Genomic DNA, 21447 nt, shown 5'->3' with positions numbered 1-21447 from the left:
ATGGTTCGTATTAATTCAGAATCAAAGAAAAATTATATTAATGAAGTCAGAACGAACTGAGATATCCCATGATGTAGCAGTTATAACGGGGTAAGCTTCAATAAAATTAGCGTGTTAAAAACCAAGCATCGCTGCGTTTTCTGACCGGCTGCGGCAACCGCAGCCTCAGGGTTTATATCCAAACCCCATACGGGGCATGGATTTTTTTATGCGTTGTCTAACAGGCGACGGCTGCGCCTGTTGACAGTTATAGAACCTTACACCCGCGAATGTCTGGGGATATGTGTGGGAAAGAGTCAACATTGAACAGAAGTGGCTAGGATGCTGAAAACCACGCGCAGAGGCTCTTTTTACCCTATTTGCTGAAATCGCCACATAATATTTCTAACTTATTGATAAGAGTATGTAATTCCTATCAATGATTTTGCAGTACCACTCTTCAAGTCTTTGGATGTATCACGGACGTAACTAAAACCTAAAGTAAGTGCCATCGGAAGGTTTTTGTCTGAACCCACTACACCGCCGCTGTTGCCAATATAATACTTAGTCTGGCCTGGGATATCTTTTGCTGAGCCATCAGGACCGAAAGAAAGCTGGGTTCCGGAAGAATTCGTTAATGTAAAACCTATACCCGAAGCTGTTGAATCAGAGGTTAAGGAGGTGATAGTGCTTCGATTAGCAGGATTATTTAAATCTGAAACTGAGTAATACAGTGCAATGCTTGGGTCGCAAACAAGCGAGAATGTTACCTGCTGGGTATTTATTAATTGTGATGCAGCTGAATTGAGTAAAGAAGACATAGCCACAGCTCCCATGTCAACAGAAGCTGTCACAACATTTGGGGTACAAGTTCTAATTGAAGCTCTTACATTTGCGCTACCTGTACTAATATGAATAATTTCCTGGAGGGTATTTGTTTCATCGTAACATTCGAAACGGAACATTTCTTGTCCGGGAATTAAGGTATAGCCATCATTAGGGCGGTCTGAACCTTTCCAAATATACGAACCATAAGTAGTAGGTATTCCATTATAAACGCGCGCACCATTATCATAATTACCACTCCAGACAGTGGTTCTGACTGTTTGTCCGTAAGTTATCATCGCTGGATTAGATGACACATTATAAAATGGTATTAGTGCAAACCCCGGTGCGCCAGTATCAAACAAATACATAACACTAGAACCTGCACTTGAATAAGTCTGACCTAAATAGCTTGCAACTGGAACGTAATCAACCCTTCTGAGGCTATAATTAATTGTATTGTTCGAACATATTTTTACCTGCCTGCCTATCCCCGAACCAGCTAAGACAGTAGCAAATGCCATGCTATCTGCAGCATTGTTAATGACAATATCCCCAGAAGTATAATTCCTCGAGTAATAAGACTCAACTACAGCAAGACCTTCTTTAGGAAAAGAAATTAAGGTTAATACTAAAAAAAAGGGAACAAGTAAGTATTTTTGTTCATGATTCATCCTTATAATCAACTATTAAATATTATTCACATGTATTTTTTTAAGTATTGAGTCATCATCGTCTACTACAAAAACCCAAAAATTACATTGCTTCAATTTGCAAAATTTACTTACATTGACTTTCCCTTCAGGAATTAAAGTTATTCTGCTGTCTAATTTCTCAGTGCTCGAATCTTTGATATTGATAGTCAAAACGAAATTGGAGTGATTTCTTAACCAAAAAATGTCATTACCTTCCTTTACCAAGGCAAGGAGCGCAGGATCAAATTTTGAGAGATTATCATGTCTGTAAATTAAATTAAAGTGTGACCTCAGCGCTAATGATATCGTACTGAAATCGTTCATTTTCTTTGAGTTGGGTATAAATGCAATAGTCAGTGAATATAATTGATCGACTTTAATATCTTCTATTTTATCTGGAATCAGCATCTGTATATTGGATGTGTTCTTAGCAAGTAAAAATAAAGGAGGGGTTACGACAAAACGACCTTCATCGTTTCCAGAAATGTTGGTTTTGACTAAATAATCATTTTCATTGTCATTGATGATTTTTATAGGCAAACTCTTGGTATTTTGATTAATTATAAAACGGGTTCCAACGACAGAAACACCTGCCCGAGAGTCCGTACTCAACATAATCAGAGACAATGTTAAGATCAAAATTACTCTAGTCATAAGAGATTTCAAATGATGTGACACCAGTGACTTTCCCGGAGACATTTCTCCAGATGTTTTAACATAAGCGGCGTAGAAACTTAGTTTATTTATATCCGATGAATGAGTTACATTAAAACTACTAAAATTATTCCTGATGTCCAGGTTAGTTATATTCATGTCATATAATCCAATGGCTACACCATTTGCTTGACCCTCTGCACCAGAATTAATCTGAAGCAAATTAGGCATTTTCTCATCGCTAGCTCCAGTAAATCTCACGTTAACTGTATTAATTTCTAAAGGACAATTTTCAATTATTATATTAAATGGTGTTAGACCAAAAGGGACTCCTAAATTTTTACCATTTAAAAGTCCAGTCGTCATGTTAACAACAGAGTTACCGCTCCCGGAAGAAAGAGAACAGGTTGATGAGCTCAATTTTGCACTGATATTTATAGTTATCTGCTCTGCGCTAGCTGGAAAGCAGGTAAAAATAAGACCTAGACAAACTAAAAAATGTTTAATCATAATACATATCCAGGAAAAGTACTGATGACGCGTCACCAGCTAAAACAGGAACTGCGACTGCTCTGTATTGCAAGAAGAATTTTAAATTATATTTTTCAGTCGTTACAGGTGAACCCAGGGCTAACTTGGTGTTCAAAGGAATTCGATTACCCTTATCATCTAATATTTCAATAGCAAGCCCTTGCGCAAGAGGCTCCGACAGATTTGGTTGGCCCTTTATCTTTAGCAACGTCGGATCAAGTTCGTTGGCCTCACCTGTAAATTGGTAAGAAATGTTGCTCGAAGTACCCAGGCAGTCTAAACCAATGTCTATCTCTTCCTTATTACTCACATTCCCTGGCGCTTTGAAGGCTGATGTATTCAAGTCAGAAAAAACAACATTCTTGGTGAGGTCTTCACTATTTACATTACAATTTTGATCTCTCAAAGCGCCATTTATACTTACCATCACATCAGCAGCATAACTGCGTAGGTTTATAGCGTTGATCAGAACAAACAAGAAAACATATTGGAAAAATTTAAGTTTCAAAACACATCACTCCTCAGTGACATTCGACATGAGTTCTATTTATTGTTCTAGATTTAAAATTCTCGTCATAATGTATTACAAATTTACAAGTGTCCTCTTCATCCCATTTTACTTTATATGTGGCATTATTACTGACTCCAGTCAGATATACTGTTCCATCATCATTGGCAATAGCGAATGAGTTATTTCCTTCTTCGCTCACGATTGTTCCAAATCGTATAGGTCTGTTTTTATATTTAACCGAAACTAAGAAGTTATAGCCTCTTTTAACATCAAAAACTACTTTCGAGACAGCGCCTCGCGTTGGAGCCACTTTGATAACTCTGCCTTCTATATCGAAGTCATCACCAAATGTTAAAGGATCCAATTCAACATCATTATAATGATATGGCGATGCATAGGGGATAAGAGCATATCCATGCTTATCTATAGTAATATTTTCTCCTGCTCGGTTAATTCTTGCTCCGCTAGCACCAGCAGCTTCAACCAGGATTGCAGTGTCATTCGCTTGTTGAGAGAAAACAATACCATTTTCATGTGCTAAAATAGAACCGCTAACTCCGTAATCTGCTTGTTTTGTTACAGGGGAGAATGTTAAACCTGATTTAAATCTTGCATAATCAGACCTATAATTAGCGGAAAGATATGTTGTATTGTTATCATGTTCTCTGTTGATACTTTGATTTATATTATAATCCATTTTATTGTCCAACGCAGTACCATACAAGCTTGTATTATTATTGTATGTTCCATCTTGTTTGTTATAAGTATAGCTATTGGAAATATATGCAATATTGTTCCCCCCGCGACCGGAAAGGGGTATGGTAAAAGATACAAAAAACAAATTATTTTTTGTTTTATTGTACTCATATTTATTAAAACTTAAGGACAGCATCATGTTATTGAGTTTGTTAAAGGTTTTATTCCAACCTGCTTGAATGTTTTTCGATGTACCGCCGTTCCAATAATCCGTAGTATTACCCCATAGAGATAACTGCCCAAAATTGTTTAGATTTTGGGATATATTCCACTGATATGAAGCTTTCCTCGCACCGGAATAATTATAGTTCACTGACTCTCCAGTAAGCGGGTCAATATACAGGTTGTTATTTTTCTGAGCAGCTTCATTAAGTGAGTAATAATTAGATGTTGAATATCTATAGCCGGTTATTTGTATATTTGTTCCAATATCTTGGAAAGACTTTGAGTACAACACTCTATAGGATTGTCCCACTTCTTTGTCATGCGCATCCTCAGTGTAATATGAATTGATCGCATCAAATGATAGCGCACCAATCCCACCTAAATCTTTTGCTAGACCGAGTCCTAAGGATCGATAGTTTCCTGATAACTGAGTACCACCATAAATTGTGGTTTCATGCGGCAAGCCAAATGAAGCAGAACCTTGAAAAAAAGATGCTTTCTTGGCAGCCTGGAGATCAAGTTCGCCTGCTGTAGCAGAATAATTATATAGTCCCGTTTTTAACAAATTAGGCAATGTAGAGTAGGGGATTATAAAATTTTTAACAGTACCGTCTGCAGCAATGAGTTCTACCTGATAATCACCACTGCTACCTACCGGGTTCAAATCTTTAATATCGTAGGGGCCTGCATCAACATAAGTTTGGTATACAATTACACCATTTTGTCTAATTGTTAATTTTGAGCGGCTATCTGCTATACCTTTAATCGGAGGTGAATACCCTCTTTCACTTTCCGGACGCATTTCTTCAGATGTAGCCAGTGTAACACCAGTATAGGTAAGTGAATCAAAAACATTAGACCCTAATGAATTTTGACCTATAATTAGATTGCTTTTTAGCCCCTGAATAGCTCTGCTCGCAAAGACGTTATTTATCTTTTTTTCATTGTGATGACTTACACCGTAATGACTCTGATTCCAGTAAATATTACCATTTAAACGCCATGCTCCGTAGTTGAGCTTATTGTTAAAACTAAAATAAGAGGATGAAAAATCGGAGTTGTTTTTGTTTTTTGAGTTACTCCCGGTAAAATCATAATTACTAATAAATACGGGAATGCCATCATCCCAGTCTCTTTCATCGGCTAGGGTAGAGTGTGTGGCATCGAGATATATTTGAGGTATAGATATTCTCAGAAGCAGCTTCGACATCTCGACTTGATATGATGAGCCACTAACATTTTTTTGTAAGTCTATGCATCTACTATTATCTCCAATAGCTTGCAATTTCTTTTTTAGACTATCGTTAAATGGCATAAGGTCAACTAACTCAGATGTGAAGCACGGTTCAACTTTTTTTTCCTTCGAATTCACTTCGACAAAACGAATTTTACTGTTCTTGATGAATTTATCTCCTACATAAACATCAAAATAATAAACACCAGGTGTAACATTATTATTTTTAGATATAAATGATAAATCATGCAGAGAAGCTACGTCACTTCCTAAGAACAATGGATTGAAATAATCCTCAGCATGTACCTGAGCTATGCGTACAAGAAGCAAAGCAAATGTAATAAATCTTAAGGAATACATTTCTAGATCCAATCGTTTATTTTTTAAAATTAAGACTATAACTTGCAAGTATTATTATTAACTTGCACGCCATAATCGTTTATGAAACTATATTTTACTTCTGATCCTGGTGATTTTATAGCAATGCTTGCATTGCCAAATGGGGCAATTGTTTCCGCCTTAGAGACTTCTTTGTTATTGATGCTAACATTTACCATATTCACGTAATATGGTGATGTGTTTTTAATTTGTAATGTTTTATCTTCAAACTTGCAATCGAGTTTTTTTGCAGCATCGCTCGATTCTCCATTTAAATTATTTGGTCTTATAAATAATTTTATTTTTGTTGTGATAGAAACTAATAGTGAATTATTAAGGTCTTGTTCCTCTTTGCTTAAAGATGGGATCACTTTAGCATTGAAATAAAAAAGCTCCTCTCTGTCATTGGGTAATCTATTTTTATCACCAGCATAAACAATACGTAATACGCTGTCAGTATTTGCATTCAAGACAAATAGTGGTGGCGTTACAATAAAGTCCTCAATCTTATTCCCCTGCTTATCGGTAACCCAGGACTGAACGAGGAAATTATTTTTCTTATCGTTATTAAATATTTTTATCGCAGTTTGACTTTTATCTGCCGGGTATATTAAACGAGTAGCCCCTAACGATACCCCTTCGGCGAATGTAGGGGGCATAATAAAAGTTAAAATTAGTGAAATTAATAAATTAAATTTCAAGGTTTTCCCCTGCTGTTATTCAATTATTAGCTGGTCTCGAGAACCAGCTAATATTATTATTTAGTTATATGTAAGCATGAAATTTGCTACGGACTGAACTTTACCAGCACCTACTACTGCTGCAGTGGAAACATAGTCCGCTGCAAAATTAATAGTAGAGGTAGCACCTTCGTTCAATACTACTGGTGCGGTTTGTCCAGTACCTAGTGCTAAGGCTTCATTATTTGGCCCATAAATCTGCAATCCGACATTTGTTGCAGCTCCAGCGCCTGCATTGTTTGCCAGAAGGTTAGGTGAAGTCGCATCAGCTTGTCCTGTGAAACTTACGCTGACATTTTTATATGTCGTCGTATCGCAATCCTGTAAGGAAATGGTGAATGGTTTACGTGCATTAGCTACCTGGTCTTTAGCAGTAAATATGCTTGATCTCACTGTATCCAGATTAACAATTTTATTAGTGTCGTCACTGGCAACAGAACATGCGCCTTTAGTGATTTCTCCATTAAAAGTTACCTGGCCGCCAGCTGTTGTAACCGGCTCAACTTCATCCTCAGCATAAGCAGCTGATGCTGAAATTAAAAACCCTAAAGCGAAAGCAGGCAATAACACATTCTTCATTTTCATAAAATCTTCCTTGCTGTAATTACTAATGTTAAGTGTTGAGAACGCTAATCCCGGCAGAAAAGTATTTCACACATACCGAGAAGCGGAGCAATTTTAAAGGTATAGATTCTGTAGAATCAAGTCGGCGCTAATTCTCCAGTTATCCTTCACTGATGATATTTGCGGGTATAATCCTAAAAATCTCATTCTTGGTAAATTAAGATTATCCTTAGCTTGAATTTTAAAAATATATTCAATTCAATATTTTCTAGTACAGTAAACACGCTTATGATAGGAGTAATCGCATATTTCATAGTTTCTTAAGTTACATAATTAGTTATAACAACCTCTCTAGCCTCATAAAACGCCAGAAATTAATTGTCAAAAACATTTATAAATAAATTTTTTTCACACCCTCAATACTGCCTTCCTACCTTTATAAAGCCATGAGTTGGATGCAAAATCCCTATTTAATAATGTCTTCATAAGCCAAATGAGGACATCCACATGAAGAAGCGTTTTTACGACCAACAGATCATTAGCATTCTCCGCGAGACTGAAGCCGAGGTATACGCCCCTAAACTCTGCCGCAAGCACGCCATTTCCGATGCCACGTTTCACACCTGGAGTAAGAAGTATGGCGGTATGGAGGTGCCTGGGGTTAAGCGTTTATTGAGGAAAAGAACGCCAGACTCAAGAAGCTGCTTGCCGAAGCAATGCTGGATAAAGAGGCGCTTCAGGTGGGTTTTGGGCGAAAGTACTGACGGCAGACCAGATGCGTGAAACCGAGATGTTTAGGTGTGATGCGACCGGTCTGTCGCAACGTCGTGCCTGCAGGCTTATAGGTTTATCCTTGTCGACCTACTGCTATGAGACTCAGCGTCCGTCTGCTGATACGCATTTATCAGGGTGCATCAATGAGCTGGCAATGGAGCGCAGTGCGATTTGGCTACCGTCGAAACTGGCATTTGCTGCGCCGTGAAGAGCTTCATGTTAATCAAAAGGCTTTATCACCTCAGTGGCCTGGGCGTAAAACGCTGAAGACGTCGTAAGGGGCTGGCAACAGACCGTCTGCCGCTGCTCCGTTCGGCGGCGCCCAATCTGACCTATTCGTTGGATTTCTTCATGGACGCATTGGCTACCGGGCGCAAGATCAAGTGTTTTACCTACGTGGACGACTTCACAAAGGAATGGCTGACGGTCACTCTTTTCTTTTGGGATTTCAGGCGTGCAGGTCACGCATATTCTGGACAGGATTGCACTGTTTCGCGGCTATCCGGCGACGATAAGAACAGATCAGGGCCCGGAAATTTGTCACCGACAGGTGATTCAAAACCGACAATCCGCTCCACACGGCTATATCATCAAGGGACAAAATGATAGATACAATTCACAATTCATACTTATTCTTTAATAATTAATATTTAATCATTTCTATAGTTTTTTTCCATGATATCAATCATCACCCCTTCATGCGCCTGAAGGTTACGGATGTAACGCATTAATGTTTCGGGCTTTTTCCAAGTTCCTTCCTGCATAATCTGAGCAACGGCATAGCCACGTCCCGCCATGTCCTGTGCAGCTCCTACGCGGGCACTGTGACCCGTCCAGGTCATGTAGCGTCCTTTATTTGGCGTGATAGTTTCAGCTGTTCCAATCGTACGCCACGCCTTGGTGAATATAAATTCTAACGCAGGCGTGCTCAGCGGACGGATGACAGAAAGAGTCGCACTCCCAGAGCGGTGCACCGGACAAAAGAGGAAGGCGTCAGGTTCTGAATTGATTCCAGACACCGATAACCATTCAGTTAGCCGGCGAGAGGACTGTGAACTTAGAGACTTGACCAAGCCGCCAGTTTGAACAATTGTTTTGGTGTAACTCACATTGAGTATGATCCTGCCATCAGTTGCCCGGGAGATATCACGAACACGGAGACGGGCTAATTCACTGATACGCAGCAGTGTGCTGTAAGCGACATGCAGAAATGCCAAATCACGTTTGTGGCGAAGCGATATAGAGTCAGACCATAACGCATCAAGCTCAAGTAAATCCTCGAGACGAAAGGGTACGGCCTGACCAGTACGTTCACCAGAGACGACTGCGACACGATTTATTTTCTTCACTGCACGAAAAACCAGCGGTGAAGTATTAGGAGGAGTTAGGCCAGCGTTACGGTGTAACATAGAAATCAAGGAACCATGCGTCGCAATCGTTGAAGAGGCACGACCGTTCTCTTGCAGCCAGTTCAGGTAATCGCGAAGGTCGACCGGAAGCATGGGCAAAAACGAGCGGTTATGTTCAATCGACCATCTGTGGCAGATCCTTATAACGCTCATTAGCTGTCGCCACGTATTTGGCGAAAAAGCTTCTTTGTCTTGAACAAATTCCTTAAGCCTGGCTAGAGCATCCTCTTCAGCCTGGATAGCCGGTAGCGTCTGTTGGGTTGGTGTTAATTTGCCCATATATAGCTTAGAAAGCGCACTCCCGGTCACTGGCAACGCTACGTGGATTCTGAGAAAAATGCAGGGGACTTACCTTGCAGATTTCACGTAGCGTAACCTTGATGTTCTGCAGCGAAAATCATCTGCGACTGTAACTACTGTATATATTACCAGTTCGTTCATAAGATAGCTAACTTTATATAAGTCCCATTATATGAAGTTACGCAGTTCTGTTGAAGAGTGTGTTAGGTTCTTGTACAGGGGATGAAAATTAGAGGTTGGTGAAAGAAATATTGGATATATACCAAAGGAACAAAAGACTTGGTGAGTTAACCGCAGGGTGTAAACACTGAATGATGCATTCTGAATAAATGAGATTTGCGAAAGGGTTATTTCGATTCCCTCCCGCGAAGCATGATTATTATAAATTAGTCAGGAGCTGAACGTTTAGGGTTTCCAGTTTACCGCTCAAGATATCGAGAAAATCATCGTGGTAGGACATTGCTACGTGTTTTTTCAAATCTTCTTCAGTCTTCCAGCGTTCAATAAAGACGAATGACAATTTACCTTTATTTTCGAGGTTACGCACATCGGGTACAGCATGGCTTTCATGCAGATCATATTGCAGGCATCCTTCTTCAAGATGAGTTGGAGAAACCATTGCCAGTGCGGCATCTCTTATAGTTTCGATAAATTCAGGTAAAGGGGTCAGTGTTGCAACAATTTTCACTTCGCTCATAGGGATCCTTTAGTTATCAGTTATTTATTCTGGATTTATATAATCCAGGTACGAATTATTCAGGGTAGTTGTAAATTGTTCATTATGCCAACCAATATTAGATCTAACGTGTTATCCAATAGCCCCAGTGGAAGTGTTGAAAAAAGATTGATGGAGTGTACATTATGCTGTACATCTGGGTTGTACACTTCAATGAGGCATATGACTATGAAAGCTATAAATTTTACGACTGCCCGGAATGAACTGGCTTCGGTTCTTGATAGCGTTTCTAGCGGTGAGCCTGTAATTATCACACGCCGATCGGCAAAGCCCGTTGTTGTTATTGATGCTGAGCAATATGAAAAATACTGAAAATTCAGGCTGGATCGGATTTCGATTGGTTGTTTAGTGAACATGGCAAGACGCTTGTGGCTCTTAAAAAATCGATGATTTATTCTCTATGATTTCTACTTACGGAGCCCTTTCCTTGGCTGGTTTTCTCCAAGTCATGAAGAGTTGACTGTCTCAGCCGCACAGGGGAACCTGGATGTGTGGAATATCGCTGGAGTCCTAAAACAGTCAACCTAAAAAAATAGTATTCTCGTTTCACCCGCGTAATTTAACATAATTAACGTTATGCGAAGTTATCTTGTTGTTTGAAAAAGAAATAATAAGTGCGCATTGGAATCCATTTTCCAATTCGAGTCTATGCTTAAGTGTTACTTATGATGAGTTAGTCAACCTTCAAAGTTCGTCACAAGCAGCTCCGGTATGCGTTTGTTTTCATCTCGGCCTAGGCATGGCCGTTAAGAGAACCAGCCGGAAATTACGTGTAGTCAGAAGGCGAAAAATCAACTCAATGCAAGATCTGTTTCGAATAAAAGAACTTCGCTAAGGTGAGGCTCTTTTTAGTGTATTAGCGTAGTTTGAGCATGTGGAGATGGAACAACATGCGAGATATCTACTGTTTCACGTGCTTTACTGAGATCATAAGTTGCCTGCATAGCAAGCCAAAGGCGTGCTGCTATGCCTAACCCAGCTTCGAGGCGTACCGCCATCTCTGGACTAATCGCCGTTTTACCGGCGGCCACCTTGCTCAAAGCTGACGGCGAGATACCAAGATCTCGGGCAAGTGAGCGTAGCGTGATTTTATAATCTTCAAGATATTCCGTAATTAATCCGCCTGGGTGCGGTGGGTTCAACATAGCCATTAATGATAATCCTCTAAATTAAGTATATAGGCATCCCCATCTCTAAATTCGAAGGTGATCCGCCAGTTAGCCCTAACAGTGATAGAATACAGATTATGTTTATCACCCTTCAGAGGGTGTAGTCTAAAATTTGGATAAAGTCTAAAGTCATCAGTGGTTGATGCTTCATCGAGTACGAGCAAGCGGAGCTTAATACGTTCAGCGTCTTTAGCTTGTACCCCGCTTACGTCCCCTTTTTCATAGAGCTTTTGCAACCCTTTGTGCTTCCAGCTTTTTATCACTTTAATCACTTCCTGTTTCCTATTGGGAAACAGTATACCATTTGTTTCCTAAAAGGAAACACCTTGATTTGTTACTTTTTAAAATTTAATGAAAAGCACAAAGTTCAACCGCATCATTTTTTGATTAAGAAATTGATTTAATTAACATAAATAGCATTAACCGCACCGAGATTATCAGCGCAAAGCGATAATCTCGTGTTCGGAGGCTTGGCACGAGCGGCACAGCCGGTCTGTGAAATCGCAGGGGCTCGCCATTACCAGATGGACGATGTGGCGAAGTATGTCGATCAAGCGGTGAACCAGTTTGCACATATCTTCATGGGCCAGTTGACTGTCGAACCATGATCTCATCATCTAATTGCTGATAAGACGCTTTAGTGACATACAATTAAAGTCCTGGCCTTTCGACTAGGACTTTTTTTATGTGGCTGACTGCGAGCAACCAAATACCTTATTTATCCAGCGTATTTATCGACGTTTTCTCCGTGACCTGAAAACTGTCCAGCCGATGATAAGCAACAGCAAAGCGCCAACAATCATGCCGACTTTTGCCAAGACAAGCAATGGAGAGGGTTCGCCTCCCTGACGCAGGGCTTTCACACGCGCCGGCGTGGTTTGGACTTTAGGGTCGCCATAGGTGGTGAACAAATAGTTCACCAGTGTCGCAACTTGTTGGTCGTCCAGCTTGTCATTGAAAGCTGGCATCGCCTGTCCTTTCGAAGGTATAAGCCCCTCTAAGATGGCCATCACCGCATTATCTGCAACCGGACGTCTTAGCGCAGCGTTATTGTAGAGTGCAGGCAGGCCATTGCTGCCCTGCCCTGAGGCCTGATGACACGTGGCGCAATGCGAGGCATAAAGTTTTGCGCCTTCGGGGGCTGTACCATTCATCAGGGAAATGTCGGAAGTTTCCGACGTTTCTCCCTTCAGTTTTTCCGACGTCGCATTAATGCTTTGAGCCGGAACACTTTTAATGTAAGTCGCGATAGCCTTTAGATCTTCAGGAGACAGCTTGCTAAAGCTTTTATCAATGGCTTCAAGCATCGGGCCTCCGGCCTGAGAGCCATTTTCAGCGCGCCCCGTTGCCAGATAGTCCATCAAATCCTGTTGTGTCCAGCTGCCAATACCCGCATGCGGGTCGGACGAGATGTTCGGCGCAAACCATGTCCCCAGCGAGGCACCCGCCAGTGACTTGTCTGACTCTTCAGCCATCAGCGGATTTCTCGGGGTATGGCAAGTTGAACAGTGCGCCAGCCCCTCGGCTAAATACGCTCCCCGGTTCCACTCAGGCGATTTGGTGCTATCTTGAACAAACGGCTTTCCTCCGGCAAAGAGCAGGTTCCAGCCCGCCATAGATAAGCGAACATTAAACGGGAAGGGAAGCGCAGTTTCGGGTCCCTTAGCGTCAACAGCCGGCACGGCCGACATGAAATAGGCATAAAGCGCCTTCATGTCGTCATCACTTATTTTGGAATAAGAGGTGTAAGGCATGGCCGGATAGAGATTTCCCCCATCCTTACGAACGCCTTTACGTACAGCGTTATCAAATTCTTCTAGGGTGTAGTTGCCAATACCAGCCGTTTTGGAAGGGGTAATATTGGTTGAGAATATTTCACCAATGGGCGTTTTAATCGCCAGACCACCGGCAAATTCCTTGCCGCCAGAATGGGTATGGCACGCACCGCAGTCGCCGGCAACCGCCAGATACTGCCCCTTTTCAATCAGTGACTGACTGTCACTTTGCTGCGCCAGCGCGGGAAGGCTCAATAACAGTCCCGTCATCACTCCTGCAATCTTTAACGAAAGCAACGTTTTCATAGCAACTCTCCTTAAATTTTGCCAAGAATGGCGTCAGCAGTCCGAAGACCTAATGCGCATGCAGTGAGCGTCGAGTTTGCTGTGGCCACCGTTGGCATGACGCCGGTCGAGACCATATAAAGATTGTCATACTCCCAGGCCTTACCCATCCGATCGGTCACCGAAGTTTTCTCATTAAAACCCATCGCCAGCGTGCCGGTGATGTGTTGATTGTTGCTGTAGACGCCGGGAGCTGAATAACGAACGTCCGTGGCACCTAACATTTTCGCAATATCGGCGTAGACGCTTAACGAATGTTGCATCCCTTTTTCCACATACTCATCGTAAGAGTAAGAGAATGATGGCGTGGGCAGTCCCAGAGCATCTTTCTTACGTGAGCTCAGCATGGTTCTGTTATTGGGATCCGGCAGCTGCTCCAGCACATTTTTGATGCTGAGTTCATGGGATGAGCGAAAGCGAATAGCCTCCTCCAGATCCTGCCCAGTCAGCCCTTCTTTAATAGCATTGGCGGTGACGCCGGCAACACGCGAGGAGTTCGAGAAGTCGATGCGGAAAGCCGCAGATTCTGAGCGGAAATCACCATCGCGCATCTGCTGAATGGATGATGGACTCATCGGGCCACGGCCTGGCCACAACGGTTCATCGACATAAAAAGTGGCGGAGTTGGATGGATGATCCATAAGATTACGTCCGACCTGATCGTAGTTATTGCAAAGCCCGTTTGGATTTTTTGCATCAGCCGACAAGAACAAAATTTTTGGCGTCTCAACGGCATTTGCGGCCATCACAAACACTTCAGCCACTACGCGGTGCGACACCTTATTCCAGTCGTAGTAATGCGCGGCGGTGATTTTGCCGTGACCATCTTGTTCCAGCTTATACACCACGGCCTGGGGGATTAATTTAACGCCTGCTTTTTCTGCCGCATCCGCTGCAATACCGCCGTGGTATTGCGCATCAATCGGGCAAATGGGCATGCAGTTGTTATTTCCGCAGCACTGAGGGCGGCCATCATAGGGCAGCGAATTACGGCCCGTGGTGTTGGTCATCAACTCATATTTCGGCGAAAGGCGTTCGGTAACCCGCTGTTCGAGGTAGGATTTTGTGACCGGAGGAAGAGGAAAAGCTTCTTTACGCGGAGAATACTTTGCCATCTCGGCCGGACCAGAAACCCCCCAGAGTAGTTCTGCTTCGTAATAGTAAGGTTCGAGCTCGTCATAGCTAATCGGCCAGTCTCGCCCTATGCCATACTGAGATTTCAGCCGGAAATCATTGGGAACCAAACGCCATGCCTGTGCGGCCCAGTGCCAGCTGGTTCCACCCACTACGCGGAGATATTCCGGTTTATAAGGCTTCGGCCCAGCCTGATCCAGATATCCATTATCTTCGGGTTTATAATCAGGGAAAGGTGCTATTTGGGAGTTTGGATAAGGTGCAATAAAGTCGTCTTTACGCGCTGAGTGCCTAAAATTAGTCACAATATCATCGCGCTGTATTCTTGGACCTGCTTCAAGCATCAACACCTGCCGCCCGGCCAAAGCCAGCTTACGTGCCGTCAGCGCGCCAACGACGCCCGAACCAATGACGAGGACATCGGTAGTTATAGTGTCAGACATTTTGTCACTTCTTCTTAATGAGTCGAATTGAGAATGAAATATGTTCCATGGAAATCAAACCGGTTTTGCTGCCCAACTGCCGTAGGCGCCATAGGCATAACTTGGTGGTCTGAGGACGTCGGCCACTTCTTTGTTGGCTAATGCATCAACGTAGGCCACGCAGACGGCGTTGTGTCCCGAGCCCACAATGCCGAGATACCATCCGGTAAGCAGCAGGCCTGGTAACCCCACTAAATCGGCAACGGACGGATCGGCGTTCAGTCTGCTTTTTAAATCTGCAGCTTTGATTGAGTTTGCGTCGATGTAAGCGCGCAGGTGAGAAAGTTTAGCGGGAATTGCATTATCAAATTTGGTTAACGCGGAATAAAGTGCAGTGCTGTAATCTGCCGAAAGCTTTTCACGGCCAGTCAGAAAAATTGAAATTGTTATAAAATCGTTACTTATAGCCGATGAGGCATACGCGGGAAAAACGCCTGTAGGGATCAGGGTGGTTGCTGCAAGCACCCCCATCCCTTGCAGCAGGCGTCTGCGCGTAAAACGGCTAGGTATGTCAATCATTTAGCAGTCCTGGATTTGTTGTTCACTGAATGTAATCGGGTCTAAGATTGAATTTTATTTCCCTGATAATCATTAGAATCGCGATCTAATAACCCCAGTCATTATATTGAGTTAGCAATAGATCGCCATAACGTGAAGGGAATGTTCCAGGTTGAGAGGGTTTGTTTCATTTTGGTTGAATTGGAGGTTGGTGCACCCCTCTGAAATGTTACATATATGCAACACCAATAAATTCATTAAATTACATGATCTTATGGCGATGATTATATTCATTACTGATGAGGGAATGAAATTGTTATCGCTACCTAGCTTGTAATACACCTTTGAATATGTTGTGTAACAACTAGTTTCTTATGCGATATTTTGCTTATCTTTTCGCTTGAAGACCATTACAACATGGAGTTGCTGAGCTTAATTTTTGAGCAATGCAGTTCTAAGGGCTTATAATTTGCTACATGACTCTTTTTAAGAGTTGAGAACTTAGACTGCTTAATCGCCCCTCATTCATGCCAGACCGTAAAACACGGTGCATCCCACACGGAGTTGAATCAGTGCTCTGCCAAATATACTTTCCGTTATGATGATTCAGAAATGAGTAGATATCGCTTCAATTACCATTCTTTCGGTAAGATCGACGTTTAAATCAGTCAAAAATATCTGTCAGGCCACTTTGTTGATACGTGTATCATGGCTCAGCGTAATGGTGAATTAAAAGTTACATTTTGAAACATCAGCGAATTATTGTATAATACCCCCGTCACTTCCTTCCGGACCCTAGTCTCTGCACGATAGTCATGCTTGTACGAGGTGTATGAGGCCAGCCGGCGGTCCGCCGGCGTCAAGAGGACTTCGGTATGGAACTGAAACCAGTGCTGGTTCGCCAGTATATGCGTTTCCGTCTCGGCCGCTGGGAAAACGTGTGCATGCACACGCGATCCCTGCCAACCCGCTGATGGAAAATCCGGAGGGAGTGACAACCTCATTTCATACCACATCCTGCCCCATCATTAATTGGTAATGTTCCCGATCGTCTACCGCATCAAACACTCGCTCAAACCAATCCAGGTAATGCGCCACAGATGCTGTTTCGAGCAGCTTGATATTACGTGCATCCGCATGGGAATGACGGTTGATATAACGGGCGAATGCCCGCAACCCCGGCGCGCCTTGTTCACGAGCCAGTCCATCGAGTGTGACGCTTAACTTCGCGTGCTTGCCTGAAAAACCGAAATAGTATTCTAGGATCTGACGCATGGTGTTTGGAATGACAATCGAGGCAACCTGCTCATCACGAGATTCTTTCAGCACATGCCACATCGCCTGATAATCGTTCAGCAAAGCATTACCAGAAATAAGACTGGCCATACTGTGCGTATTTTTTGAAAGACGATAAAGTAGCCACCCTGGTGGCAAACCTTTTCGGTCTTTTTGACCCGGAGCGGAAATCAGCATCTCCTGAAAAAAGAACAAACTATGAGTCAGAACGATCACTTTGGCAGCAATACGGCTTCTAATAACCCGGTGTTGTATCAGTGAGGCAATTTCAAAAATGTAATTTTGCGAGAGACTCGAGATGGGATCGTCAATGACGATCAGCTTTTCACGGACATCATGATCATCGCGATTGGCTCTGCCTTCGCAAGTTTCCAGAAAGTATAAAAAAGCGATCAGGGTTTTTTCCCCCTCACTTAGCGTATCGAATATCCCTTCTTCATTCTCTCTGCCACTGCGTACAAGCCGATATGAATCCTGTGCAGCATCATGAATATCAATTCGGAAACCATGTATTCCAAGGGCCTCTAAACTAAGATTGATATTATCGACTGTATCACTGCAGTTGATAATTTGAGCATTCAGCAATCGCATCTGACCGTATAACCCGCGGACTTGTTCTGTTAATGCCTTATGCTGATTCTCGATAGTTCCAATAGCATCAGACAGTTCGCAAACCTGGGTGTCATGGCCATTAATAGCATCAACAGACAATGCCCGGATATGGCTGCGAAGACTGTATGCCATTTTTTGATATTCATTCTGGTAATTATCCGCCCGGTGATTATGAGTAGAAATGCACTCAGACACTGCAGCATAGGCATTACGGAAATCCGCAACTGCGCTGGCGATATCTTCAAACACAACAGATTCCGAAGGTGTGGCAATTTTATGTTCAGCGTGGCGAAGGTTCTCGGACCATTTATGTATCAGCCCGGCAAGTGTAAGAAGCAATGGATGTTTGGCATCAACCAGTGGGCAGAGTTTCGCTGCTGTACTCCACGTTTCTGCTCTCTCTAGCCAACTTCCTATTTGTGTAACAATGCTCTCCATACGCCTCAATTTGTCTTCCCAGCTGCGATCAAACAAAGACGCAATTTCTTTGCGCAGATGTTCAGCATCAACGCTGTTCTGACAAAATGGGCAGACATCTTGAGTGAGCCATGCTCTTCCTGCCGCGACCCATTCTGAATTTCCAAGTTGAGCTATAGCGGCAGAAAGTTTGCTGTCACCTGAGGGAACTAATACCGTGGCCAGCAGAGATGTATCATCTTCATTGATAATTAGCATATCCAACTCGGCCAGCGGCAATACACGGTTGCCCTGGCTTGAACGGAGTTGTCTAAAATCTGCATCCAGTTCCGCGGTTGTAGTGGCGATAGTATCTGGATGACTAGAAATAGCCTGAAACAGTCGAGGCCCCTGCTTCACCCCTTCCATCAGATCCCACAGCTCTGTTTTTTTTATTTCAGCAACACTGCCTTTGATAGCTTCCTCGCACTGTTCTTTCACGCGTGCGATCATGTCCGTCTTATTCTGGTACTCTCGTCGATTGGTTTCAATTTCCGCGCCCAACTGGCTGATTACCTCTTCGAGCGCCGCTATTTCACCTCGAACTGCCGTATTTTCTTCGCTTAAAGAAAAAACGCCGGGCTGGAAGGGGGCACTAAAAATATCAGTTACATATTCCTGACTGAATACAAAAGTGCGCATATCTATAGCCGGGGACAACGTGCAGGAAGAGAATTCGGCGTTATTCGGATGGTAAAAATAACCTGAAATAGTTGATTTACCTGCACCATTCTGACCATAGATCATGGTGACTGGGTTGCTAAAATCAAAATGCACCGGCCCAGGGCCACGATAGCTTCGAACATTGTGTACTGAAAGAATACTCATGATTCATCCCTCCTTGGGATCACAATCTTAATCTCATAATGTTTCGCTTCAACTTATTGCAATATCAATCAGAATTCATAGAGAACCGCTACTTCCACATGCGCTGGCGTGTCCAAAAAGCAAGCATCAAGATGATGCCCATCCAAGCGCGGCACATCATGTTGCATATAATGTATACAAGAAAAGGAATTTTTACTGAACTGTTTTTCAACTGTTCAGTACCTGCAAGGGGGGATGAAGATCATTCGTTTGTCAGCGATGAAAAAAGCCCGCGACAGGCGGGCAAATACATCAGGGTTCGTTTTATTTAGAGGGTGTAACATCAATAAGATAACTGAATTTTTGGAAACCAATGGCAAAATAACCGGCAATGATATAACGCTACTCTCATTATTGCTTATTCTCACCGGTGATAGACCTTTATGTATTAGGAAGTGGTTAGAACGAAAATCGACAAGTAACCGGTTGCTTAATTAATGATTCTCAGTTCTGTAATTAATAAAAAAAACCAGTTCAAATCTAGTAAATGATTGATTGATATAACTAATTAAGTTAATTAACTAATTTAATCTAAATGTATTAATTTCAAATTAACAATTTTTAATCAATATTTACACATTCTATTTAATTACCGCTAAAGTTTTACTCCCCCCTCCCGATAAAGCGTCACAAACTTGATGCGTTGTTGAGTCATGCTACAAGTTAATCAATAATTTTCAGATGGGTTGAGTGTGATTATTGAGGGTATTGCAACGCATTTAAGTGACTGCATAATTATGTAACTACGTTACAGGTTCACCTGCGAGAGGGTAAGTTGTGTCTTTTAAAAATATAAAAATCGGTGTGCGTTTAGGCCTTGCTTTGGGTTTTGTTATTACGCTTTTAATTGTCATCAGCCTGACAGCATTTTTAAAAATAAATGCCATAAATACGTTAACGCAGCAAATGATCGACGTACGCTATGCCAAGGTGAGACTGGCTTTTGATGTGCGTTTTCAGGTCAATGAACAAATTAAGTTGTTACGCGGTGCTGTCATTGATTATGACCGGCCTGAATATAACAATCAGCGTTTAAAATTGCTTAAGGATGCAACATCGGAAACTCGGCGACTTATATCAAATATCACTGCTCTGCAAACCACCGCGATAGGCCAGGATAAAATCAAAGCACTTGCGTTAGCAAGTGATGAGTACAGGAAAGCGCAGAATGGATTATTCGTTCTTCTGAAAGCAGGTAAACGCGAGGAGGCAGAGGATTATGTATTACGAGGCATGATGGGGCCTGAGGCAGCCATGCTTAAAATTACGGCTGATTTTGCTGATTCTCAGGCATCACAGATGAAAGATGAAGGTCAGCAAATCCTGCGGGAAGGTGATACGGCAATCAAAGTCACACTGCTGAGTTCACTGATTGCCATCCTGTCTTCCATCATTTTAGGGTATATCCTGACCCGTTCAATCACACAGCCTCTGAGGCGTGCCATTTTTATTGCAGAAAGTGTGGCAGCAGGCGATCTCACTTCTGAGATCCATATCGATGCAAAAGACGAAACAGGGCTAATGATGATCGCGTTGCAAAGTATGAACAACAATTTGCGGAAAATCGTTAAAGACGTCCGTTCAGGCACAGATACCATTGCGACGGCATCACAGCAGATATCAATGGGTACACTAGACCTGGCTTCCCGAACTGAGCAGCAAGCAAGCTCGCTGGAGGAAACAGCCTCGGCAATGGAACAGATGACCTCCACGGTGAAACAAAACGCTGACAATGCCCATCAGGCAAACAGTTTGTCGATGTCTGCTTCAACAGTCGCGGCCGAAAGTGCCGAAGTTGTTAACCAGGTTGTAGTCACCATGGACATGATTAACAACGCATCAAAGAAGATTGTTGATATCATCAGCGTTATTGATCGCATCGCCTTTCAAACGAACATTCTTGCCTTAAACGCGGCCGTTGAAGCCGCGCGGGCGGGGCCGCTAGGGCGGGGTTTTGCCGTTGTCGCGACAGAAGTACGTAGCCTAGCCCACAGCTCTGCAACAGCAGCTAAAGAAATTAAAGCGTTAATTGAAGATTCTGTTTGCCGCGTTGACGAGGGAAGCCGGCTCGTTGCTCAGGCGGGAGCTACCATTGCCAATGTTGTGGCGAGTGTGGGGAACGTGACAGGGATTATGGGAGAAATTTCGGTCGCCAGCATTGAACAAAGTACTGGTATTATGCAAATCAATACCGCGATCACACAGATGGACAGCGTAACACAACAAAATGCCTCCCTAGTTCAGGAAGCGTCATCAGCTGCACTGTCGCTTGAGGAGCAGTCCAGACGCCTGGTGACCGCGGTGAGCATGTTCAAACTATGACAATATTTCTTTTACGGACCGGCATGAATTTCTCCCGCCGAGGGAGCATCTGATAGCTGAATACCGGATAATATTTCCATGTAACACTCAGAAAGTATTCAGATGTTACATGGAGATATGGTTAAAAATTCGAATTTCACAAATACCATTTTTGAAACTTGTCAAAAAAAACGTTTTTAACTACTTTTATGACTCCTTAATTCATAGACAGGAAAAAATTTATTAATGAAGGATTTTTTA

Annotated in this window: 16 protein-coding genes and 1 pseudogene; 3 read left to right on the top strand and 14 right to left on the bottom strand. The window is 42.6% G+C overall.

Annotated features, from left to right (window positions below):
- Nucleotides 1-389 precede the first annotated feature (389 nt).
- From ABSH60_RS23400 to ABSH60_RS23375, 6 genes are read right to left on the bottom strand one after another with little or no spacing between them, the layout of a single operon-like run.
- Complete coding sequence (locus tag ABSH60_RS23400) at nt 390-1478, bottom strand: fimbrial protein (protein WP_390976510.1); 1089 nt, start codon at nt 1476-1478, stop codon at nt 390-392.
- 15 nt (nt 1479-1493) lie between these two features.
- Nucleotides 1494-2663, bottom strand: coding sequence for a fimbria/pilus periplasmic chaperone (locus ABSH60_RS23395; protein ID WP_390976508.1), 1170 nt, complete (start codon nt 2661-2663; stop codon nt 1494-1496).
- Nucleotides 2656-3192: a fimbrial protein gene (locus tag ABSH60_RS23390; protein ID WP_390976507.1), complete on the bottom strand. Its 537-nt coding sequence runs from the start codon at nt 3190-3192 to the stop codon at nt 2656-2658. Before ABSH60_RS23390 ends, ABSH60_RS23395 begins: the two co-directional genes overlap by 8 nt.
- Nucleotides 3193-3205: 13 nt before the next feature.
- Complete coding sequence (locus ABSH60_RS23385) at nt 3206-5710, bottom strand: fimbria/pilus outer membrane usher protein (protein WP_390976505.1); 2505 nt, start codon at nt 5708-5710, stop codon at nt 3206-3208.
- Nucleotides 5711-5745: 35 nt separating this feature from the next.
- Complete coding sequence (locus ABSH60_RS23380) at nt 5746-6429, bottom strand: fimbria/pilus periplasmic chaperone (protein WP_390976503.1); 684 nt, start codon at nt 6427-6429, stop codon at nt 5746-5748.
- A 60-nt stretch (nt 6430-6489) separates the two neighbouring features.
- Nucleotides 6490-7053, bottom strand: a complete 564-nt coding sequence (locus ABSH60_RS23375; protein WP_390976501.1) for a fimbrial protein — start codon at nt 7051-7053, stop codon at nt 6490-6492.
- A 486-nt stretch (nt 7054-7539) separates the two neighbouring features.
- On the opposite strand from ABSH60_RS23375, the pseudogene ABSH60_RS23370 reads away from it, so the two are divergent.
- Nucleotides 7540-8365 (top strand): annotated as a pseudogene (locus tag ABSH60_RS23370) (DDE-type integrase/transposase/recombinase); the annotation flags it as partial.
- 91 nt (nt 8366-8456) lie between these two features.
- Here the strand turns inward: ABSH60_RS23370 and ABSH60_RS23365 are convergent.
- Together ABSH60_RS23365 and ABSH60_RS23360 are read right to left on the bottom strand one after the other, a co-directional pair.
- On the bottom strand, nt 8457-9494 hold the full coding sequence (locus tag ABSH60_RS23365; protein WP_390976499.1) for a tyrosine-type recombinase/integrase: 1038 nt from the start codon (nt 9492-9494) through the stop codon (nt 8457-8459).
- Nucleotides 9495-9894: 400 nt separating this feature from the next.
- Nucleotides 9895-10212: an antibiotic biosynthesis monooxygenase gene (locus tag ABSH60_RS23360; RefSeq protein WP_390976497.1), complete on the bottom strand. Its 318-nt coding sequence runs from the start codon at nt 10210-10212 to the stop codon at nt 9895-9897.
- Nucleotides 10213-10419: 207 nt separating this feature from the next.
- Between ABSH60_RS23360 and ABSH60_RS23355 the strand changes: the two genes are divergently transcribed.
- Nucleotides 10420-10563 carry a type II toxin-antitoxin system prevent-host-death family antitoxin gene (locus ABSH60_RS23355; RefSeq protein WP_390976495.1) on the top strand — a complete coding sequence of 48 codons (144 nt, stop codon included), beginning with the start codon at nt 10420-10422 and terminating at the stop codon, nt 10561-10563.
- A gap of 536 nt (nt 10564-11099) precedes the next feature.
- Here ABSH60_RS23355 and ABSH60_RS23350 read toward each other — a convergent pair.
- The 6 genes from ABSH60_RS23350 to ABSH60_RS23325 all read right to left on the bottom strand — a co-directional run bounded on the left by ABSH60_RS23350 (nt 11100) and on the right by ABSH60_RS23325 (nt 18846).
- Complete coding sequence (locus ABSH60_RS23350; protein ID WP_390976493.1) at nt 11100-11402, bottom strand: HigA family addiction module antitoxin; 303 nt, start codon at nt 11400-11402, stop codon at nt 11100-11102.
- A complete protein-coding gene (locus tag ABSH60_RS23345; protein WP_390976681.1) occupies nt 11402-11683 on the bottom strand; it encodes a type II toxin-antitoxin system RelE/ParE family toxin in 282 nt (93 codons plus the stop codon). Before ABSH60_RS23345 ends, ABSH60_RS23350 begins: the two co-directional genes overlap by 1 nt.
- A 468-nt stretch (nt 11684-12151) precedes the next feature.
- Nucleotides 12152-13501: a c-type cytochrome gene (locus tag ABSH60_RS23340; RefSeq protein ID WP_390976491.1), complete on the bottom strand. Its 1350-nt coding sequence runs from the start codon at nt 13499-13501 to the stop codon at nt 12152-12154.
- An 11-nt stretch (nt 13502-13512) separates the two neighbouring features.
- Nucleotides 13513-15117, bottom strand: coding sequence for an FAD-dependent oxidoreductase (locus ABSH60_RS23335; RefSeq protein ID WP_390976489.1), 1605 nt, complete (start codon nt 15115-15117; stop codon nt 13513-13515).
- A 54-nt stretch (nt 15118-15171) separates the two neighbouring features.
- Nucleotides 15172-15675: a sugar dehydrogenase complex small subunit gene (locus ABSH60_RS23330; protein WP_390976487.1), complete on the bottom strand. Its 504-nt coding sequence runs from the start codon at nt 15673-15675 to the stop codon at nt 15172-15174.
- Nucleotides 15676-16659: 984 nt separating this feature from the next.
- Nucleotides 16660-18846 (bottom strand): AAA family ATPase, encoded by a 2187-nt coding sequence (locus ABSH60_RS23325; RefSeq protein WP_390976485.1) that lies wholly within the window; start codon nt 18844-18846, stop codon nt 16660-16662.
- A gap of 816 nt (nt 18847-19662) precedes the next feature.
- Between ABSH60_RS23325 and ABSH60_RS23320 the strand changes: the two genes are divergently transcribed.
- Nucleotides 19663-21207 (top strand): methyl-accepting chemotaxis protein, encoded by a 1545-nt coding sequence (locus ABSH60_RS23320; RefSeq protein WP_390976483.1) that lies wholly within the window; start codon nt 19663-19665, stop codon nt 21205-21207.
- Nucleotides 21208-21447 lie beyond the last annotated feature (240 nt).

The sequence above is a fragment of the Rahnella sp. R3(2024) genome, from assembly GCF_042920125.1.
In the GTDB taxonomy this organism is placed as follows: Bacteria; Pseudomonadota; Gammaproteobacteria; order Enterobacterales; family Enterobacteriaceae; genus Rahnella; species Rahnella rivi.
The sequence above is the reverse complement of the archived record's forward strand: the minus strand, read 5'-3'. Positions and strand labels throughout refer to the sequence as shown.